The organism is Serratia sp. JSRIV001 (genome assembly GCF_019968745.1).
Lineage (GTDB): Bacteria > Pseudomonadota > Gammaproteobacteria > Enterobacterales > Enterobacteriaceae > Chania > Chania fonticola_B.
The window spans coordinates 416638-436120 of the sequence record NZ_CP074147.1 but is presented as its reverse complement, the minus strand read 5'-3'; the positions used below and the strand labels follow the sequence as shown (position 1 = coordinate 436120).

At 54.8% G+C, this 19483-nt stretch carries 17 protein-coding genes; 15 read left to right on the top strand and 2 right to left on the bottom strand.

The genetic code is table 11. From position 1 onward, the window contains the following. Nucleotides 1-101 precede the first annotated feature (101 nt). From KGP17_RS01890 to KGP17_RS01845, 10 genes are all read left to right on the top strand, one after another. Nucleotides 102-1268: an efflux RND transporter periplasmic adaptor subunit gene (locus KGP17_RS01890; RefSeq protein WP_223498756.1), complete on the top strand. Its 1167-nt coding sequence runs from the start codon at nt 102-104 to the stop codon at nt 1266-1268. Continuing rightward, entirely contained in the window at nt 1265-2791 is a 1527-nt protein-coding gene (locus tag KGP17_RS01885) for a DHA2 family efflux MFS transporter permease subunit (RefSeq protein ID WP_037376537.1), read from the top strand. Before KGP17_RS01890 ends, KGP17_RS01885 begins: the two co-directional genes overlap by 4 nt. A gap of 38 nt (nt 2792-2829) precedes the next feature. Next, entirely contained in the window at nt 2830-3240 is a 411-nt protein-coding gene (locus tag KGP17_RS01880) for a hypothetical protein (protein WP_021807564.1), read from the top strand. 269 nt (nt 3241-3509) lie between these two features. Continuing rightward, the gene (locus KGP17_RS01875; protein WP_021807565.1) at nt 3510-4682 is read left to right on the top strand and encodes an acyl-CoA dehydrogenase family protein; all 1173 of its coding nucleotides are present in this window, start codon (nt 3510-3512) and stop codon (nt 4680-4682) included. 39 nt (nt 4683-4721) lie between these two features. Beyond that, nucleotides 4722-5141 (top strand): thioesterase family protein, encoded by a 420-nt coding sequence (locus KGP17_RS01870; protein WP_021807566.1) that lies wholly within the window; start codon nt 4722-4724, stop codon nt 5139-5141. A gap of 51 nt (nt 5142-5192) precedes the next feature. After that, nucleotides 5193-6098 (top strand): CoA ester lyase, encoded by a 906-nt coding sequence (locus KGP17_RS01865; protein ID WP_037376538.1) that lies wholly within the window; start codon nt 5193-5195, stop codon nt 6096-6098. 4 nt (nt 6099-6102) lie between these two features. After that, nucleotides 6103-6768: a pyridoxal 5'-phosphate synthase gene (locus tag KGP17_RS01860; protein WP_223498755.1), complete on the top strand. Its 666-nt coding sequence runs from the start codon at nt 6103-6105 to the stop codon at nt 6766-6768. Then, nucleotides 6759-7988 (top strand): cystathionine beta-lyase, encoded by a 1230-nt coding sequence (metC, locus tag KGP17_RS01855; RefSeq protein WP_051363762.1) that lies wholly within the window; start codon nt 6759-6761, stop codon nt 7986-7988. The genes KGP17_RS01860 and metC overlap by 10 nt, the downstream gene beginning before the upstream one ends. Next, the gene (locus KGP17_RS01850) at nt 7982-8623 is read left to right on the top strand and encodes a glutathione binding-like protein (protein WP_094982814.1); all 642 of its coding nucleotides are present in this window, start codon (nt 7982-7984) and stop codon (nt 8621-8623) included. Before metC ends, KGP17_RS01850 begins: the two co-directional genes overlap by 7 nt. Before the next feature lie 23 nt (nt 8624-8646). Continuing rightward, the gene (locus KGP17_RS01845; protein WP_094982815.1) at nt 8647-9372 is read left to right on the top strand and encodes a glutamine amidotransferase; all 726 of its coding nucleotides are present in this window, start codon (nt 8647-8649) and stop codon (nt 9370-9372) included. Between the two features lie 61 nt (nt 9373-9433). On the opposite strand, the gene orn is transcribed toward KGP17_RS01845, so the two are convergent. Further along, nucleotides 9434-9979: an oligoribonuclease gene (orn, locus tag KGP17_RS01840; RefSeq protein ID WP_021182111.1), complete on the bottom strand. Its 546-nt coding sequence runs from the start codon at nt 9977-9979 to the stop codon at nt 9434-9436. 162 nt (nt 9980-10141) lie between these two features. Between orn and rsgA the strand changes: the two genes are divergently transcribed. The 3 genes from rsgA to mscM all read left to right on the top strand — a co-directional run bounded on the left by rsgA (nt 10142) and on the right by mscM (nt 15507). Then, entirely contained in the window at nt 10142-11191 is a 1050-nt protein-coding gene (gene rsgA / locus KGP17_RS01835; protein ID WP_021182110.1) for a small ribosomal subunit biogenesis GTPase RsgA, read from the top strand. Nucleotides 11192-11255: 64 nt separating this feature from the next. Continuing rightward, nucleotides 11256-12149 (top strand): archaetidylserine decarboxylase, encoded by an 894-nt coding sequence (gene asd / locus KGP17_RS01830; protein ID WP_021807572.1) that lies wholly within the window; start codon nt 11256-11258, stop codon nt 12147-12149. Nucleotides 12150-12153: 4 nt separating this feature from the next. Further along, a complete protein-coding gene (mscM, locus tag KGP17_RS01825; RefSeq protein ID WP_223498754.1) occupies nt 12154-15507 on the top strand; it encodes a miniconductance mechanosensitive channel MscM in 3354 nt (1117 codons plus the stop codon). A 50-nt stretch (nt 15508-15557) separates the two neighbouring features. On the opposite strand, the gene epmA is transcribed toward mscM, so the two are convergent. Beyond that, a complete protein-coding gene (gene epmA, locus KGP17_RS01820) occupies nt 15558-16535 on the bottom strand; it encodes an elongation factor P--(R)-beta-lysine ligase (RefSeq protein ID WP_021807574.1) in 978 nt (325 codons plus the stop codon). Between the two features lie 403 nt (nt 16536-16938). Here epmA and frdA point away from each other — a divergent pair, with 403 nt between their 5' ends. Together frdA and KGP17_RS01810 are read left to right on the top strand one after the other, a co-directional pair. Then, the gene (gene frdA / locus KGP17_RS01815; RefSeq protein ID WP_223498753.1) at nt 16939-18741 is read left to right on the top strand and encodes a fumarate reductase (quinol) flavoprotein subunit; all 1803 of its coding nucleotides are present in this window, start codon (nt 16939-16941) and stop codon (nt 18739-18741) included. After that, nucleotides 18734-19468, top strand: coding sequence for a succinate dehydrogenase/fumarate reductase iron-sulfur subunit (locus KGP17_RS01810; protein WP_021182105.1), 735 nt, complete (start codon nt 18734-18736; stop codon nt 19466-19468). Before frdA ends, KGP17_RS01810 begins: the two co-directional genes overlap by 8 nt. Nucleotides 19469-19483 lie beyond the last annotated feature (15 nt).

Genomic DNA, 19483 nt, shown 5'->3' with positions numbered 1-19483 from the left:
ATTGTTTCTCATTGTTTTTAGCCTAAATAACGTTACCCAACTTTTCGTCAATTGTCCATTATTCATACATTCTCCGCTCATTGACCAACCAGAGGCCCCTAATGAATGACGTTAAGACCCCTTCCCCCACCCCTGCGAAAAGTAAACGCCCTTGGCTGCTGTATTTACTGGGGGCAGCCTGTCTGCTTGCCGCTATTCTCTGGGGGGGATGGTATGGCGTGTATGGCCGCTGGTATGCCAGCACCGATAACGCCTATGTTCAGGGTGATGTCGTACAGATCACGCCACAGTTTCATGGCACCGTGGTGTCCATCAACGCCGATGATGGTGAATTGGTGTTCGCTGGCGATACGCTGGTTGTGCTCGATCCTGGTGACAGCCAACTGGCACTGGACAATGCCAAGGCCCATCTGGCCAACGTGGTGCGCAAAGTACGTGGTTTGTATAGTGCGGTCAGCGGTGCCAAGGCCGAAATCGCTGTCCGCCAGGCCACGCTGGACAAAGCACGCGCCGATTACCAACGACGCCGCGTACTCACCCTTTCTCATGCCATCTCCAAAGAGGAGTTAGCCCATGCCAACAACGCTTTTCTGGAGGCACAGAGCGCGCTGGACGCTATCGAGCAACAGTACCAGCAAACTCTCTCATTAGTTGATAACACCAGCCTGACTTCGCACCCAGAAGTACTGGCAGCGATAGCGGCATTGCGTGTCGCTTACCTCGATCGCTCACGCACCACCATCGTCTCCCCGGTCACAGGGTATGTCGCCAAACGCAAGGTGCAGTTGGGACAGCGGGTACAGCCAGGCGAAGCGCTGATGGCCGTCGTGCCGCTGGATAAAGTCTGGGTCGAGGCTAATTTCACTGAAGCTCAACTGCGTGATATTCGCATCGATCAGCCAGTAGAGATCTATGCCGATGTCTATGGCAAAACCATACGCTATAACGGCCAAGTTCAGAACCTGGGTATTGGAACCGGTGCCGCATTCGCGCTGCTGCCAGCACAAAATGCAACGGGGAATTGGATCAAGATCGTTCAGCGTGTACCGGTACGGATCTCCCTCACTCAGCCCGAGCAACTCATTAGCCACCCGCTACGCATTGGCTTGTCCATGCAGGTCAATGTGGATCTGCATGACCGCAGCGGTGCGTTATTAGCTCAACGCTCGCCAGAGCCCTTGCTGGCGACAGATGTCTATCTTGATCAACTGAGTCAATCAGACGCCTTGATCGAACAGATCGTTAAGGCCAACGGAGGGGACATATGAGCTCCGCTATCCCTGCCCAGGATTTCCGTCCGCCCAGCGTCAACTGGACCACCTTTGGCCTGGCTCTGGCGGTATTTATGTACGTGCTTGATGGCACTATCGCCAACGTGTCCTTGCCGACCATCGCCGGTAATCTGGGAGCCAGCAGTAGCCAGAGCGCCTGGGTGATCACCAGTTTTGCCGCCAGCAACGCGATTGCCTTGCCACTCACCGGTTTTCTGGTACGTCGTGTTGGCCAACTGCGGCTGTTTCTCTGGTCAATGGGATTGTTCACTGCCGCTTCATTAGCGTGCGGAATGGCCATCAATATGGAAATGTTAATTCTCTGTCGCGTGTTACAAGGAGCGGTGGCCGGGCCACTGATCCCGACGACCCAAGCGCTGATGTTGTCGATTTATCCGCCGGAAAAACGGGGTTATGCGCTGTCGATGATCGCCATGGTCACCGTGGTCGCTCCGGTTGCAGGCCCTTTGCTCGGCGGGTGGATCACCGATTATTACTCCTGGCGCTGGACCTTCCTGATCAATATTCCCGTCGGCATTTTTGCCTGCACGCTGGTTGCCAGCCAAATGCATGGTCGCCCCGAGAGCACCCAGCGTGCCAAGGTGGATCGAGTTGGCCTAGTCGCGTTGATCCTGGGGGTTGGAGCACTCCAGATCTTGCTGGATAAAGGCAACGAAGAGGATTGGTTCAACTCTACCCAGATCGTCGTGCTGGCTATCGTTGCCGTGGTCAGCTTACTGTTTTTTGTGATCTGGGAACTGACCGACTCACAGCCGATCGTCAATTTGCAGCTATTTCGTCATCGCAATTTCCGGGTGGGTACGCTTGCGCTGATCGGTGCCTATTCCGCGTTTTACGCTACCAACGTCATCATGCCACTTTGGCTACAGCGCACCTTGGGCTACACCCCCATCTGGGCGGGGTTGGCTGTCGCTCCCATGGGGATCTTGCCGCTGCTACTGATGCCCTTTATGGGCAAATATGCGCCGCGTTTCAACATGCGCTGGCTGGTGTGCGGGGCTTTCATCCTGCTAGCTACGGCCTCTTACCTGCGCTCAGGCTTTGTCATTGAGATTGATTTCCAGCATATCGCGCTGATCCAACTGTTACAGGGGTTGGGGCTGGCCCTGTTTATCATGCCGATCAACGCCATCCTGCTCTCCGACCTCAAGCCAGACGAGATCGCGGCTGGCTCAGGGCTGGCCACTTTTATGCGTACGCTGGGTGCCAGCCTGGCGGTCTCCATCACCACCCTGATGTGGGATCGCCGTGCGATTTCCCATCACGCCCAATTAGGCGAGTCCCTGACGGCCTACGATCAAGACACTCACCAGGCGGTCGCGACTTTAGGGCAGGGCCAGGCGCAGCTAGGCTATGAACGGCTGAATAGCCTGCTCTCCGAGCAGGCCACACAGATCGCCTTCAATGATATTTCTTATGCGCTGGCTGGCGTATTTCTGTTAGCCATCGTGCTGGTTTGGTTTGCCAAACCGCCTTTTGTGCCTAAAGCCAAAGCATAGTCATCATCCCATTCACCTTAATAGACAGAGGAATCACCATGACACTGAGTTCACAACGCTTTACCGTCTACGACATTCGACAATTCCCTTTGGTGATCATGCGTAACCAGGCCATCGTGCCTGGTTACACCAAACGATGGGAAGAGGAACTCAATAGCCTGATCGCTCAAGCTCTCCCCTTCGTGATCGTTTTCCCCCCCAATCGCCCTAAAGAAGAAAGCAATGACGATCGCAAATGCCGTATGCGCTGGTTCAAAGCGAACAAGGAAAAGTTTGGCAGCATCTGCCGCGCCCTGATTAGCGTCGAACCTGATGCTAAAGAGCGTGAACAACAAATGGCTCATGCCAAAGAAATGATGAAGTTTTTCGGCACCCCGCTGGCAACAGCGGCAACCCTGGAAGAGGCGCTGACATTAGGTGAAAAGTTGATGAGTGCTGATAACCGTTAGCGCATTTTTCGGCGCTGTCGGGTGTCAGTCTCGCTGAATCTCCCAACAGCGTCGAAATAGGGCGACACAGTGATTCGCTAATATGGCCAAAATTCATTATTTTTAGTGCCAAAATCATTATCCGGCTTCCTTTTTATTGTTTAAATATAACCAGTAACGCTAAGCCAGAAAAGCCAAGCCGAAAGATTATCAGTTTTTTCATTGATGAAAAAATACGTTTGTTATGGTGACATCAAAGGATCATAGCGAGAGACATGGAGGGGTTCAAAATGCAATTCGACTGGACGGAAGAGCAAAGAGAAATTCGAGCAAAATATTATGCTGTGGGTACCTCATTAGCCCATCAGGAAAACAACTCCCTCGGTGAATTTAATACCGAAGGATGGCAACGGCTTTTACAGGAAGGGCTTTGGCAGTATATCGTGCCATCGGAATATGGGGGTAACGGGTTAGGATGGTGGCATTTCACCACGGCGCTTGAAGGGGTCGCGTCATCCATCCGGAAACCCGGTTTATTGTTATCGATTATTGCTCAAGCGGGCATGGTACGCGCATTAACGCTGTACGGTAATGACATGCAGCGTGAACGGTATTTCCCTGCCATCCTACGGGGAGAGTTAAGTGCAACCGCCATAGCCGAGCCAGAGACAGGAACCGATACGCGTAACATTAAAACCATGCTCATTGAAGATGAACAAGGTTATCTGCTGACAGGCGAAAAATACAATATTGCTCACGCTCCTATCACTCAATTTACCTTGGTTGTCACTCGCCTGGCCAATACGGAAAATCAGGGTGGTATCGCTTTGGCACTCGTCGATCGCGAAACCACAGGGGTTACCTACCAAACACCAGACAATAAATTAGGGCTGGCAGATTTGCCTACCGGCAGCATACGTTTTGCAAATGTGCGTATCCCCCCTGAACAACTGCTTGGCAAACCGGGCGATGGCCATAAAAACTTAATACAAATCATATCACTAGGCAGAATATATTACGGCTTGGTCGCCGCGCTTATTCCCACCTGCTTTATGAAGGACGCCTTGTCTTACATCCACAGCCGGGCAAGCTTTGGCAGCACCATCGATCGGCACCAGTACGTTCAGCAACGCATCGTCGAAATACAGCTCGGGATCGAGCGCAGCCGCTGGCTGGCTTATGGGGCGTTAAGTCACTTGCTCAATGAGCATACGGAACAGGAATTATTGATGGTCAGTTCCATGGCAAAAATTATGGGTGCCAATGATTTGGTCAATAATGCCACCAGCTTGCTCAAACTGTACGGCAGTATCGGCTATCAGCAAGGGCCAATAGCCGACTTTGTTCGCGATGCGCTCGGTTTTTGCAGCGTGGGAGGAACAGAAGAAATGCATAAAAAGAATATTTTCAATCAGATTAATCGCCTGCCGATTTATAAGCAGCGCATTGACCCAACTCGATAATTTAATTCCCTATTTTCGTCATAACGTTGGAGAATACTTATGGAAAAGCAAGCCTTCATCATTGCGCTGGAAGTCAAATACCGTGACACTGATTCAATGGGGCATGTCAGCAGCCCGGTTTATTACGAATATATTCAGCATGCCTATGTAAAATATATGCACACCCTTTTAGCGATCCCTTACAGCGAAAAGTTACCGCAAATCATGGTGAAAACCTCTTGTGAATACATTGCGCCGGCTATATTAGGCGATAATTTAGAGGTCAGCTGCCGCGTGATCAATTTCGGCAGCAAAAGTTTTGAAATGCATTATGAAATCCATAAAAACCAGCATGGCGACAAGACACTGATTGCGCAAGGTGCCTCTACGCATGTCTGTTTTGATTACCTGATTAATAAATCGGTCCCAGTACCTGATGACATGAAACAACGAGTAATGAATTTCCAGGACTCGTTATAACGGCTCCAATACTCATCGCTTGATACAGCCTTTTAACACAGGGGATCGTTAATGCCATTATCCGCACCCATAACACCGTCAAACCCACGTCGTTCATGGCTATTTTTAGCTGGGGCCGATCGCGATGCCTTGCGACAAGGGGCAGAGAGTGGGGCTGATGTCCTGATACAGGAACTGGAGACTTTTACCCCCCCAGCACTAAGACCACAAGCCAGGCACTTGACCAAAGAGATCCTGCCCATCTGGCACGCCGCGGGTTCACTGACGTCAGTACGCATCAACCCGCTTGATGACGGGGGGCTAGAAGACCTTGATAGTGTGATGTCCGCACGCCCAGACATCATCATGATGTCCTTGGTTTCCACGCCACAACAGGTTGCAGAGTTGGATAAAGCGGTTCATCACTTTGAAATACGCTACGACATTGAGCCTGGTTCGACAGAATTGGTCCCCAATATCGAATCCGCTCGCGGGCTCATCAATACCTGCGCCATTGCACAGGCAAGTTCGCGTATTCGCGCCATTCTGGTCGGCACTGAAGATATGGTGGCCGATATCGGTGCGGAAAGAACCCGGGCCGGCAGCGAATTAAGCTACATACGCCAGCGCTTTTTGGTCGAATGTACGGCAATGGGCATTACACCGATTGATTGCCCCTACAGCTATTCGGATAACGAAGGTGCACAACGCGATATGCGCCAGTCCCGCAGCATGGGGTATCGGGCCAAAGCCATTGTTAATGAGCAATTTGTGGGGCTGGTGAATCAAACGTTAACCCCTTCGGCTCAGGAAATTGCACAGGCCAGGCAGATTATCTCCACGTTCGAAACCGCATGCCAGGCAGCAAATGGCAAGCGCGTTGCCGCCGCCGTGGTGAACGGCTTCCTCACCGAAGTGCCCGACTATCTTGCCGCACAGCGGCTTCTTACATTCGCCGCTCAATTTCACAGGGAGTAATGGCATGCTAATGGATATGAAAACCAAGCTGGCTCAGTTGCAGGTGTTTTCCGGTTATGCCCCCACACCGTTCGATACCGCAGTCGCTCCCGGCACACCCCAGGAACTGTTTGAACAATGGCTGGATCAGGCCATTGCCTTGCAGGTGATGGAACCCCACGTGATGACCTTATCCACCGTCGATCGTGAAAACATGCCCGATGCGCGCGCCGTCGTGCTGCTGGATGTCACCACGCAGGGTTGGCACTTCGCCATCAATATGCGCAGCCCTAAAGGCCAACAGCTCGATCATCACCCCTATGCTGCACTCACCTGTTACTGGCCTGAGTTAGCCCAACAAATCCGTCTGCGTGGCCCTGTCGTCCCCCTGTCTGCGGACGCCAGCATTGCCGATTTTTCACGCCGCCCAGAACGCTCTCGTGCCGCTATTCTGGCAGCACGGCAAAGTGAAATACTCGAGTCCCCAAGGGACTTGGAGACAGCCATACAGGGACAACTGTATCGGCTTAGCGCCGAACCTGGCCTTATCTCTCCACACTGGGTTCTGTTTGCACTGGCTCCCAGAGAAGTCGAATTTTGGCAAGCCGATAGTAATCGCCACTTTACCCGCCTGCGATATCGTCGTGACGGCGACGATCAACGTTGGGAGCGTAACCTGTTATGGCCATAAATCACTCACACGACGAGGTCCTCTCCTCATCCCTAACCGTAGGCTGTAACACCTTGCTGACTCATACGGGGCGTAAATCTAGTGAGTACCACGGCTTTGTAAACCCACCGGTCTACCACGGTTCTACCGTGTTGAGCCCAACGGTGCAGGATTTACTCAACCGAACCCAGCCGTATATTTACGGGCGGCGTGGCACCCCCACTTCTGAAGCCCTGGAACAAGCCTTGAACCAACTGGAAGGGGGCGCAGGGGTGGTATTATGCCCCTCCGGCCTTACGGCCTGTAATCTGGCGTTACTCACCTGCCTGAAACCCGGTGACCACCTATTAATGACCCGGGGTAGCTATGCACCGGTGCGTCATGCCTGCGATACCCTGCTACGCCGTCTGGAGATCAAGACTTATTACTACCAGCCCACCATAGGCAGCGGCATAGCGGCATTAATCACTCGGCGTACCCGTGCCATCTACATTGAAAGCCCCAACTCCAACACCTTTGAGCTACAAGACGTTGCCGCTATTGCCCGTATTGCGCACCAGCGTGGAATTACCGTCATCATGGATAACAGCTGGGCCACCCCATTCTTTTTCAAACCCCATGAGCACGGCGTCGATCTCTCCATTCAAGCGGGCACCAAATACTTGGCAGGGCATTCCGATGCCATGCTCGGTACCGTATCCGCAACGGCACGGCTCTGGCCAAAACTAAAGCAGTTGCACGGCGATCTGGGGCTATGTGTCGGCCCTGATGATATTTATCTGGCACTGCGTGGCTTAAGAACGCTTGGCGTTCGGCTGCGTGAGCATCAACGTAACGCGCTGGCTATCGCACGCTGGTTAACCGGGCGGGAAGAAGTCCAGGCGGTGCTGTATCCGGCCCTGGAAGACTGCCCAGGCCATCCCATTTGGCAGCGTGACTTTAAAGGTGCATCGGGCCTGTTCTCAATAGTACTGCGTCCTTTCCCGGCACAGGCGATTGCCGCCTTCTTAAACGGGCTCAGGCTGTTTGGCCTTGGCTATTCCTGGGGCGGTTTCGAAAGCCTGGCAATCCCATTTGCACTCGATAAACCAAGCGCAGCGGCACGCTGGGCCGCAGGGAGTTCAGGCATTCGTTTGCATATTGGGCTTGAAGATCCCGAAGATTTGATCGCGGATCTCAACGACGGTTTCACCCGGTTGACCACCGCATCCATTGGCTCACAGAGGGAGTTGCCATGCTAAGCGTTTGGGGGCGTAAAAACTCATTTAATGTGCAGAAAGTGATGTGGTTTATCGGTGAATTAGGCCTGCAATATCACCTTATTCCTTTTGGTGGGCAATTTGGCGATTGTGACACAGAGGAGTTTGCCGTCATTAATCCAACCCGCCATATCCCGGTGATCGACCTGGATCGGCAGGTTGTCTGGGAATCTCACACCATCCTGCGCTTCCTTGCTGCCGGTAGTCATTTTTGGCTTGATGACCCGCGAAAACGGGCCCATGTGGAATGCTGGATGGACTGGTGCCAAACCACCTTGGAACCGGATCTGATGATGGGGGTTTTTTGGGGGCTGATCCGCACCCCTGAGGCCGAACGGGACTGGCCAACTCTCCATGACAAGGTGGCCCGCTGTTCTCGTCATTTCCAGGTGCTGGAGACAATACTAAGCCGACAACCTTTTTTAAGCGGGGACAGTTTTGGCCTGGCTGATATTCCCACCGGGGCCACCTTGTATCGCTATTTTTCGTTGGATATCGAACGCCCGCCGCTCCCTGCCGTGGAGGCTTGGTATCAACGGTTACAAAGCCGCCCAGCCTATCGCGAGCATGTGATGGTTCCCTACGATGATTTACGTGGGCAGCGCATTCGTCTGTAAGGTTTCCCCAAAAAGATAATGATATGAAAACAATCGCTAAACCGGCATCTTTGCCAGTACTCATCGTTTTACACCGGGAGCAATCCGCTCCCGGGCGTGTTGGTCAGTTGCTGCTGCAACGGGGCTATTCCCTTGATATTCGCCGCCCACCGCTCGATGATCCGTTACCCGATACACTCGCCAAGCACAGCGGTGCGATCGTCTTTGGTGGCCCCATGAGTGCAAATGACAATACAGACTGGGTTAAGCGCGAAATTGAATGGATAGGAGTCCCCCTGCGTGAAGACGTTCCTTTTTTAGGCATTTGCCTTGGCGCACAGATGATGGTTCGTCATCTCGGGGGTCGGGTGATGGCCAGAGACGATGGACGAGTCGAGATTGGTTACTGGCCCATTTACCCAACCCGGCCAGGTCGAAAGCTAGGTGTTTGGCCGACACATGTTTATCAATGGCATAGCGAGGGATTCGACACTGTCGAAGGCATGGAGCTTCTTGCAACAGGTGAGCAATTTTGTCATCAGGCCATACGTTACGGCAGGCAGGCATATGGCGTACAATTCCACCCCGAGGTCAGCTACCAGACCATGCAACGCTGGGGTAGGGCTGCCGAACATAAATTAAGCCAGCCAGGGGCACAGTCCCTGGCCGAACAGCAACTCAACGGGCAAAGGTATGACCGTGAGGGTATTGCCTGGTTAAGCGCCTTTCTGGATATGTGGCTACGGCCAAACGATAGGAAAAATGATTAACCGCGCAATAGAAAAGGGGCGAGGATTACTCCTCCGCCCCCTTTTATGAACCTGCTCCCGGCTACAGCTGAATAAAATGCTCGCGGTAGTACGCCAGTTCCGCAACGGATTCGCGGATATCATCCAACGCCTGATGGGTACCCTGCTTCTTGAAGCCTGGCAGGATTTCCGGTTTCCAGCGGCGTGCCAGCTCTTTCAGGGTGCTGACATCCAGATAACGGTAATGGAAGTAGGCCTCCAGCAGCGGCATATAGCGGAACAGGAAACGGCGATCCTGACCAACGCTGTTGCCACAGATAGGTGATTTACCTGCTGGCACCCACGCTTGCAGGAAAGCGATAGTCGCCAGCTCGGCGGCACGATCGTCATGCTTGCTGGCTTTAACGCGCTCCACCAGCCCACTGCCGGTATGCGTACGCACATTCCAGTCATCCATTCGCGCCAGTTGCTCATCTGATTGATGCACCGCGATCACCGGTCCTTCGGCAAGGATATTCAAATTGGCATCGGTCACCAATGTCGCGATCTCGATAATACGATCGCGTTCAGGGTCCAACCCGGTCATCTCCAGATCGATCCAAATCAGGTTGTTTTCGTTTCCTGTCATGATTTTTCCTGCGTAAAAGCCGAAAGATAAACAAACCACGGGCAAACCCGCGGCTAATGCCAGCGTGCGTGGCGGTCAAGAACGGTTATTTAATATAAAATAGCGTGTATCATAGCCTTTTTGCTCGCCCCGAGCGATAAATGCCGATTCAAGTGAGGCTCAGTGAGTAAGAACAAACTGTCCAAAGGTCAAGAACGCCGCGTACAGGCCAACCATCAGCGTCGCCTGAAGCGTACTGACAACAAGCCGGAGCTGGATGATTCCCAATTGGGCGAACCGCAAGACGGGATCGTCATCAGCCGCTTTGGCATGCATGCCGACGTGGAAGCCGCAGACGGCGTCCAGCATCGCTGCAACATTCGCCGCACCCTACGTTCGCTGGTTACCGGCGATCGCGTGGTCTGGCGCCCTGGTGTAGGCACTCATGCGGGGGTCAAAGGCATCGTAGAAGCGGTGCATGAACGCACCTCGGTGCTGAACCGCCCTGATTTCTACGACGGCGTTAAACCTATCGCCGCCAATATCGATCAGATCGTCATCGTGTCGGCCATTTTGCCCGAACTTTCTCTCAACATGATCGATCGCTACCTGGTCGCCTGCGAAACGCTGCAAGTCGAGCCGCTGATCGTGCTCAACAAAATCGACCTGCTGGACGCCGCAGCGCGTAAGGTGGTCGACGGGATGATGGACATCTATCGCCATATTGGCTACCGCGTTCTCGAAGTGTCCAGCCAGACCCGCGAAGGGATGGAAGCCTTTGAGCAGGCGCTGGTCGACCGCATCAGTATCTTTGCCGGGCAGTCCGGCGTGGGCAAATCCAGCCTGTTGAACGCCCTGCTGCCGCAGACGGAAAAGCAAATTCTGGTAAATCAGGTTTCCGACGTCTCCGGCCTGGGGCAACATACCACCACGGCGGCGAGGTTGTATCACTTCCAACATGGCGGTGATGTTATTGACTCCCCCGGCGTGCGTGAATTTGGTCTGTGGCATCTGGAGCCAGAGCAGGTCACCCAGGCCTATGTCGAATTCCGCGACTATTTGGGCGGTTGTAAATTCCGTGACTGCCGCCACGACACCGATCCGGGCTGCGCCATTCGCGCCGCGATGGAAAGTGGCGCGATAGCCAAAGAGCGTTTCGACAACTATCACCGCATCCTGGAAAGCATGGCGCAGGTTAAAACCCGCAAAAACTTCCCGGACGCAGATAACTGATCCACAGTGCGGGGGTTGCGCTAATCGCCACCCTCGCCCTTATATCCCCTTTCAAGAGGTTAATGTGCTGGATAGCATCAAGATTAAATTACAGTATTGGCTGCCAAAGCTGGCGTTAACCCGCCTGGCGGGCTGGGGCGCAGATAAAAAGGCCGGTTGGCTGACTAAGCTGGTGGTAAAAGCGTTTGCCCGCTATTACCGCGTGCAGATGCAGGAAGCACAGAACCCGGATTTAGCCTCCTATGCCACGTTCAATGAATTCTTCGTTCGTCCATTACGTGATGGCGCACGCCCGATCGTAGAGGAGCCTCACGTGCTGGCACTGCCAGCAGATGGTGCCATCAGCCAGCTCGGTGCGATCCGCGACGATCAGATTTTCCAGGCCAAAGGCCATAATTACACGCTGGAAGCCCTGCTGGCCGGTAACTATCTGTTGGCGGAGCCTTTCCGTAACGGCCTGTTCGCCACCACCTATTTGGCCCCAAGCGACTATCACCGTGTCCATATGCCTTGTGACGGCGTACTGCGCGAAATGATCTACGTGCCGGGCGATCTGTTCTCGGTCAATCCGCTAACTGCCGCCAACGTGCCGAATCTGTTTGCGCGCAATGAGCGTGTGATCTGCGTATTCGATACCGCCTTTGGGCCGATGGTGCAGATCCTGGTCGGCGCGACTATTGTGGGCAGCATCGAAACCGTCTGGGCCGGTACCGTAACGCCCCCCCGCGAAGGCATCATCCGCCGCTGGACCTATCCAGCCGAAGGCATGGAAGGCGCGATCCAACTGGTCAAAGGTGAAGAGATGGGCCGCTTCAAACTCGGTTCCACGGTCATCAACCTGTTCACGCCTGGCAGCGTACAGTTCGCACCGCACCTGAACAACGGCACCGTAACCCGGATGGGCCAGGCTTTTGCTGAAGCCGCAGCCGCGCCAGAAGCCACCTTCGAAGGGAATTGATGCTGTGCGCCTGATTATCGCTTTATTGCTCAGCCTGCTACTGATCCAGCCGGCTCTCGCCGCCGCGATCCCCAACGAGTCCCAGTTACGGCAAGAACTGAAGCTGGCCGAGGGCAATAAAAACGCGCCTAATCAGGCGGAAACGGTTGAGGCGCTGCAAAGCGCCATCAACTGGCTCACCGAACGCAAAGAGTCGCAGAACAATTCCCAGCAGTATCAGCGGGTGATCGACGATTTCCCGAAGATGACGCAGGAACTGCGCCGCCAGCTTACCCTCGAAGAAACCAAAATCCTGCCCAACGGTGAAAACCTGCCCGCCAGCGATCTGGAACAGTTAATCCTGCAAACCAGCAGCCAACTGCTGGAACAGGCCCGCCTGTTGCAACAGGAGCAGGACCGGACACGCGAGATCAGCGACTCTCTCAGCCAGCTGCCACAGCAACAAACCGAAGCTCGGCGCGCATTAACGGAAGTTCAGCGCCGCCTACAGGCTCAGGGCAATAACCAAACCACACCGTTGGCACTGGCGCAGCTTGCTCTGTTACAGGCAGAAGCGGCGGCACGTAAAGCGAAAGTGGATGAGCTGGATCTGGCTCAACTCTCGGCCAATAACCGCCAGGAACTGGCGCGGATGCGTGCCGATGTCTACAAAACGCGGCATGAAAAAATTGATGTCCAGTTACAGGCGCTGCGTAACAACCTCAACAGCCAACGCCAACGGGAAGCGGAACGGGCGCTGGAAAAAACCGAGCAATTGGCCGAACAGAATGGCGATTTACCCGCCAGCCTGCGCAAGCAGCTGCAAATCAACCGTGAACTTTCTGCTGCGCTGAACGATCAGGCGCAACAGATGGATCTGATCTCTTCCCAACAGCGCCAGGCCGCCGCACAAACGCTGCAGGTACGCCAGGCATTGAGCACCATCATTGAGCAGTCCCAATGGTTGAGCGCCTCTACTGCTCTGGGGGAAACCCTGCGCGCCCAGGTCGCCATCTTGCCTGAAATGCCAAAACCCCGGCAGTTGGACAGCGCCATGGCCGATCTGCGCGTTCAACGCCTGAATTTTGAAAACCAACTGGAGAGCCTGCCTCAGCGAGCTAAAGAGCTTAAACAAGACGACGGTAGCCCCCTGACCAGCGCCCAGCAGCGTATCGTCGATGCCCAGCTACGCACCCAGCGTGAGCTACTGAATTCGCTGCTTTCCGGCTGCGATACCCAGATCCTTGAGCTGACCAAACTGAAGGTGGCCAACACCCAGTTGGTCGATGCGCTGAACGAAATTCAGGATGCAGCGCACCGTTACCTGTTTTGGGTACCAGACGTCAGCCCCATCACCCTGTCGTATCCGCTCAATGTGGCACAGGATCTGACCCGTGTACTGTCACTGGATACCCTGACGCAGCTCAGCGGCGCTTTCGTGATGATGGTCACTAGCCGGGAAACCTTGATCCCGCTGTTTGGTGCGGTGCTGTTGGTGATTTTCAGCATCAGTTCGCGCAAGCATTACCATGCGTTCCTGGCACGGGCCAGCAGTAGAGTAGGCAAGGTCACGCAAGATGAATTCCTGCTGACGCTGCGTACCGTATTTTGGTCAATCCTGGTGGCCTTGCCGCTGCCGGTCTTGTGGGCAGCGCTGGGCTTCGGCTTGCAGAATGCCTGGCCGTATCCGGTTGCTGTCGCAATTGGTGAGGGCGTCACCGCCACGCTGCCAGTGTTGTGGATCTGTATGATCAGCGCCGCCTTCGCCCATCCGCAGGGGTTGTTCATCGTGCATTTCGGCTGGCCGGTGAAGCAGGTTTCCCGCGCCATGCGTTATTACCAGATGTCGATCTGGCTGATCGTGCCGTTGATTATGGCGCTGATCACCTTCGACAATCTCAACGATCGCGAATTTGCCAATACCCTTGGCCGCCTGTGCTTCATTCTGCTCTGTCTGGCGCTGGCGCTGGTCACCAACAGCTTGAAGCGGGCCGGTATTCCACTGTATCTGGATAACAAAGGCTCCGGTGAAAATCTGATTAACACCGCGTTGTGGGGGCTGTTGCTTTCCGCACCGCTGATTGCTGCGCTGGCTTCCACCGTCGGCTATCTGACCACCGCACAGAAGCTGCTGGCACGCCTGGAGACCTCGGTTGCCATCTGGTTCCTGCTGTTGGTGATTTACCACATTATCCGCCGCTGGATGCTGATCCAACGGCGCCGCATCGCCTTTGATCGTGCCAAACAGCGCCGTGCCGATATCCTGGCGCAGCGTGCCAAAGGCGAAGAAGAATCCACACATACCCCTAACAGCATCGAAGGTGCGATTGAGGTAGATGAAACGGAAATCGATCTGGATGCCATCAGCGCCCAGTCGCTGAGGTTGGTGCGTTCGATCCTGACGATGGTGGCACTGGTCTCGTTGATCGTCCTGTGGTCAGAGATCCACTCGGCCTTCGGCTTCCTGGAAAATATCAAGCTCTGGGATGTCAATTCCACGGTGAATGGCATCGATATCGCTCAGCCGATCACCTTGGGGGCGCTGCTGATCGCCATCCTGGTGCTGATCGTCACCATGCAGCTGGTGCGTAACCTGCCAGCGTTGCTCGAGTTGGCGGTGTTGCAGCACCTGGATCTGACGCCTGGCACCGGCTACGCCATTACCACCATCACCAAGTATCTGTTGCTGCTGTTCGGGGCGATCCTCAGTTTTTCCTGGATCGGTATCGAGTGGTCAAAACTGCAATGGGTGGTCACCGCGCTCAGCGTGGGCTTGGGCTTTGGTATGCAGGAGATCTTCTCCAACTTTATTTCAGGCCTGATCATTCTGTTTGAAAAACCGATCCGCATCGGCGATACGGTGACAATCCGTAACCTGACGGGCACGGTTACCAAGATCAATACCCGTGCCACTACCATTTCAGACTGGGACCGCAAAGAGATTATCGTGCCTAACAAGGCCTTTATCACCGAGCAGTTTATCAACTGGTCGCTGTCCGACACGCTGACTCGTGTGGTGTTGACCGTACCGGCACCGGCAGAGGCGAATACGGAAGAGGTGACCAAGATCCTGATCAACTCGGCCGAACGTTGCTCACTGGTGCTGGAAAACCCAACACCGGAAGCCTATCTGGTCGATCTGCAACAGGGTATTCAGATCTTCGAACTGCGTATCTACGCCGCCGAAATGGGCCACCGCATGCCGTTACGCCATGAGATCCACCAGTTGATCCTGGCGGGTTACCGTGAACACGGCATCACGCTGCCATACCCACCTTTCCAGGTTCGCACCGAGACGCTGTCGCGCATGACCAGTAATGGCCGCACACCGCCTTCAACTCCACCGCGCAACACGCGCCGCGAGTCGGGCGGGCTATAAAAGCAAAAAGGGTTCGGCAAGCCGAACCCTTTTTCATTGAGGCAAAAACGTTATGCCCGGCTGACCGGAAACGCGATCACTTCGCTCAGGCTTTCGGCTCCCAACGCCAACATCACCAAACGATCGACGCCCAATGCCACGCCCGCACACTCCGGCATACCATGCTTCAGGGCATCCAGCAGGTTGTTATCAATCGGGTGCTCCGGCAAGCCACGCGCCACGCGTTTACGATTGTCCTGCGTAAAGCGCTGGCGCTGCTCATCGCCGTCGGTCAACTCGCGGAAACCATTCGCCAACTCAAGACCTTTGAAATAGACCTCGAACCGCTCTGCGACACGGTGATCTTCGGTGCTGATTTCTGCCAACGAGGCCTGTGAGGCCGGGAAGTGGTAAACGAATGCCGGTTTATCACGGCCGATATGGGGTTCGACGCCCACGGTAAACAGCAGTTGCAGCAAGGTATCGCGATCTTCTTCCGTATCGGCAATGTTGCTCAGATCGAGCTTGGCCGCAGCCTCACGCAGCTGTGCCTTCTCCGCCGACAGCGGATCGAGATCCAGATGGCGCAGGAACGCCTGCTGATAGGACAGGGTTTCGGCGCTGTCGCAATCCAGTACCTGTTGCAGCAGATCGTCCACCTCGTTCATCAGGCGATACATATCATAGTGCGGGCGATACCATTCCAGCATGGTGAATTCAGGGTTGTGATGCCGCCCCGCTTCTTCATTACGGAAGCTGCGCCCCAGCTGATAGATCGGGCCGCTCCCTGCCGCCAGCAGACGCTTCATGTGGTATTCCGGGCTGGTCATCATGTACAGCGTCAGGCCATCTGCCGCGCCCGGGCCGACGAAACGCGTCTGGAACGGGACCAGGTGGATGTCGGTGACTGTCGCCTGGCTCATCGCCGGGGTCTCCACCTCCAATACGCCACGATCGGCAAAGAAACGCCGGATCTCAGCCAGTATCGCTGCGCGCTTCAACAAATTGGCGATGGGTGCACTTGGCTGCCAGCTTGCCGTTTCGCTCATGGTAATTACTCCGAAATCAAACAGGGGGTGCAGTCTACTCGCATCCTCTCAAGCAAACAAATTCTTGGCTATTGTGTGCGCTGGTCTACATTAAAATCATAAAAAACATATAAGCCATATAAACCACCGACAATCGCGCGAATCAAAGACAAAGGCGAGGCAACACCTTATTTTTGCAGGAATGCCTCTTGCGTAACGGTTAAAAGGCAAAACAATCGATCACATCAAATTTCTACTACTTAACTTTAGGTATAGTGATAACCCTATATTCGGTAGCAGTTATCTATCCTTAGTGTTTAGTTTTAAAAGTCACTGAATTTAGCTTAGCACCCGAAGCACCTTTATAAATATTAAGCATAGATTAATTAAATTGTCGTTTTAACGAGAACATTGGAGGAGTGCAGTGCAAACCTTTAACGCCGACCTAGCCATCATTGGTGCCGGGGGAGCTGGTTTACGGGCCGCTATAGCCGCCGCGGAAGCCAACCCCCAACTGAAAATCGCGCTGATATCTAAAGTATATCCAATGCGTAGCCACACGGTAGCCGCCGAAGGGGGCTCCGCCGCAGTCACTCAGGATCACGACAGCTACGACTATCACTTCCAGGACACCGTAGCCGGTGGCGACTGGCTGTGTGAGCAGGACGTGGTCGATCACTTTGTTCACAGCTGCCCACGTGAAATGGCCCAGTTGGAGCAATGGGGTTGCCCGTGGAGCCGTAAGCCAGACGGTTCGGTCAACGTGCGCCGCTTTGGTGGCATGAAGATTGAACGTACCTGGTTTGCCGCCGATAAAACCGGCTTCCACATGCTACACACCCTGTTCCAGACTTCGCTGAAGTATCCGCAAATCCAACGTTTCGATGAGCACTTCGTGTTGGACGTGCTGGTAGATGATGGCCAGGCGCGCGGCGTAGTTGCCATGAACATGATGGAAGGTACCCGCGTGCAGATCCGTGCCAACGCCGTCATCATGGCCACCGGCGGTGCAGGCCGTGTTTATCGCTATAACACCAACGGCGGCATCGTCACCGGCGACGGTATGGGGATGGCGTTCCACCACGGCGTGCCACTGCGCGATATGGAGTTTGTGCAATATCACCCAACCGGCCTGCCAGGTTCAGGCATCCTGATGACCGAAGGCTGCCGCGGTGAAGGCGGTATTCTGGTTAACAAAGACGGCTACCGCTACCTGCAAGACTACGGTATGGGCCCGGAAACCCCGCTGGGCGAGCCAAGAAACAAATATATGGAGCTGGGCCCGCGTGACAAAGTGTCGCAGGCTTTCTGGCATGAATGGCGTGCTGGCCGCACCATCGCCACCCCGCGCGGCGACGTGGTCTATCTGGATCTGCGCCACCTGGGCGAGAAGAAACTGCTGGAGCGTCTGCCGTTCATCTGTGAACTGTCGAAAGCCTACGTGGGTGTCGATCCCGTTAAGGATCCAATCCCGGTCCGTCCAACCGCGCACTACACCATGGGCGGTATCGAAACCGATCAAAACTGTGAAACCCGCATCAAAGGCCTGTTCGCCGTCGGCGAATGTTCCTCGGTTGGCCTGCACGGCGCGAACCGCTTGGGTTCCAACTCGCTCGCTGAGCTGGTGGTGTTTGGGCGTGTGGCAGGTGAACACGCAGCCCACCGCGCGCTGGAAAGTGGCCCGGCCAACGGCAGCGCTTTGGAAGCACAAGGCCGCGACGTGGAAACCCGCCTCAGCAATCTGATGAAGCAAGAAGGTAGCGAGAACTGGTCGAAGATCCGCGATGAAATGGGCCTGTCGATGGAAGAAGGCTGTGGTATCTACCGTACGCCGGAGCTGATGCAGAAAACCATCGATAAGCTGGCGGAGCTGAAAGAGCGCTTCAAGCGCGTCAAAATTACCGACAACTCCAGCGTGTTCAACACCGATCTGCTGTACACCATCGAGCTGGGCTATGGCCTGGACGTTGCCGAATGTATGGCGCACTCGGCCTTCAACCGTAAAGAATCGCGCGGCGCACACCAGCGTCTCGACGAAGGTTGCACCGAGCGTGACGACGTGAACTTCCTGAAACATACGCTGGCGTTCCATAACCCGAACGGTGCACCACGCCTGGAGTACAGCGACGTGAAAATTACCAAACTGCCACCGGCCCAGCGTGTTTATGGCGCCGCAGCCGAAGCGCAGGACAAAGAGAGAAAGGATAAGGAGCAGGCGAATGGCTGAGCTGAAAACCCTGAAAATCGAGGTCATGCGCTATAACCCGGAACGCGACGCCGAGCCGCATTTCGAGACCTTCAGCGTACCTTACGATGAGCAGACTTCGCTGCTGGACGCACTGGGTTATATCAAAGATAACCTGGCGCCAGACCTGTCCTACCGCTGGTCGTGTCGTATGGCCATCTGTGGCTCTTGCGGCATGATGGTCAACCGCGTGCCTAAGCTGGCCTGTAAAACCTTCCTGCGTGAATATACCGATGGCATGAAGGTTGAGGCGTTGGGCAACTTCCCGATCGAGCGCGATCTGGTGGTGGATATGACCCACTTTATCGAGAGCCTGGAAGCGATTAAGCCTTACATCATCGGCAACGATCGCAAGCCGGAAGATGGCCCGAACGTGCAGACCCCGGCGCAAATGGCGAAGTATCACCAGTTCTCCGGCTGCATCAACTGTGGCCTGTGCTACGCCGCTTGCCCACAGTTCGGCCTGAATCCGGAATTCATCGGCCCGGCAGCGATTACGCTGGCGCACCGTTATAACCTGGATAACCGCGACCACGGCAAGAAACAGCGTATGCCGCTGCTTAACGGCCAGAACGGTGTCTGGTCCTGTACGTTTGTTGGCTACTGCTCTGAAGTCTGTCCAAAACACGTCGACCCGGCCGCTGCGATCCAGCAGGGTAAGGTAGAGAGTGCCAAAGACTTCATGATCGCAATGCTGAAACCGCAATAAGGGAGGGGAGACAGC

Bases quoted from the DNA above. Each gene is read 5' to 3' on its own strand.
- KGP17_RS01890 (WP_223498756.1), top strand. From the start codon at position 102: ATGAATGACGTTAAGACCCCTTCCCCCACCCCTGCGAAAAGTAAACGC.
- KGP17_RS01885 (WP_037376537.1), top strand. From the start codon at position 1,265: ATGAGCTCCGCTATCCCTGCCCAGGATTTCCGTCCGCCCAGCGTCAAC.
- KGP17_RS01880 (WP_021807564.1), top strand. From the start codon at position 2,830: ATGACACTGAGTTCACAACGCTTTACCGTCTACGACATTCGACAATTC.
- KGP17_RS01875 (WP_021807565.1), top strand. From the start codon at position 3,510: ATGCAATTCGACTGGACGGAAGAGCAAAGAGAAATTCGAGCAAAATAT.
- KGP17_RS01870 (WP_021807566.1), top strand. From the start codon at position 4,722: ATGGAAAAGCAAGCCTTCATCATTGCGCTGGAAGTCAAATACCGTGAC.
- KGP17_RS01865 (WP_037376538.1), top strand. From the start codon at position 5,193: ATGCCATTATCCGCACCCATAACACCGTCAAACCCACGTCGTTCATGG.
- KGP17_RS01860 (WP_223498755.1), top strand. From the start codon at position 6,103: ATGCTAATGGATATGAAAACCAAGCTGGCTCAGTTGCAGGTGTTTTCC.
- metC (WP_051363762.1), top strand. From the start codon at position 6,759: ATGGCCATAAATCACTCACACGACGAGGTCCTCTCCTCATCCCTAACC.
- KGP17_RS01850 (WP_094982814.1), top strand. From the start codon at position 7,982: ATGCTAAGCGTTTGGGGGCGTAAAAACTCATTTAATGTGCAGAAAGTG.
- KGP17_RS01845 (WP_094982815.1), top strand. From the start codon at position 8,647: ATGAAAACAATCGCTAAACCGGCATCTTTGCCAGTACTCATCGTTTTA.
- orn (WP_021182111.1), bottom strand. From the start codon at position 9,979: ATGACAGGAAACGAAAACAACCTGATTTGGATCGATCTGGAGATGACC.
- epmA (WP_021807574.1), bottom strand. From the start codon at position 16,535: ATGAGCGAAACGGCAAGCTGGCAGCCAAGTGCACCCATCGCCAATTTG.
- KGP17_RS01810 (WP_021182105.1), top strand. From the start codon at position 18,734: ATGGCTGAGCTGAAAACCCTGAAAATCGAGGTCATGCGCTATAACCCG.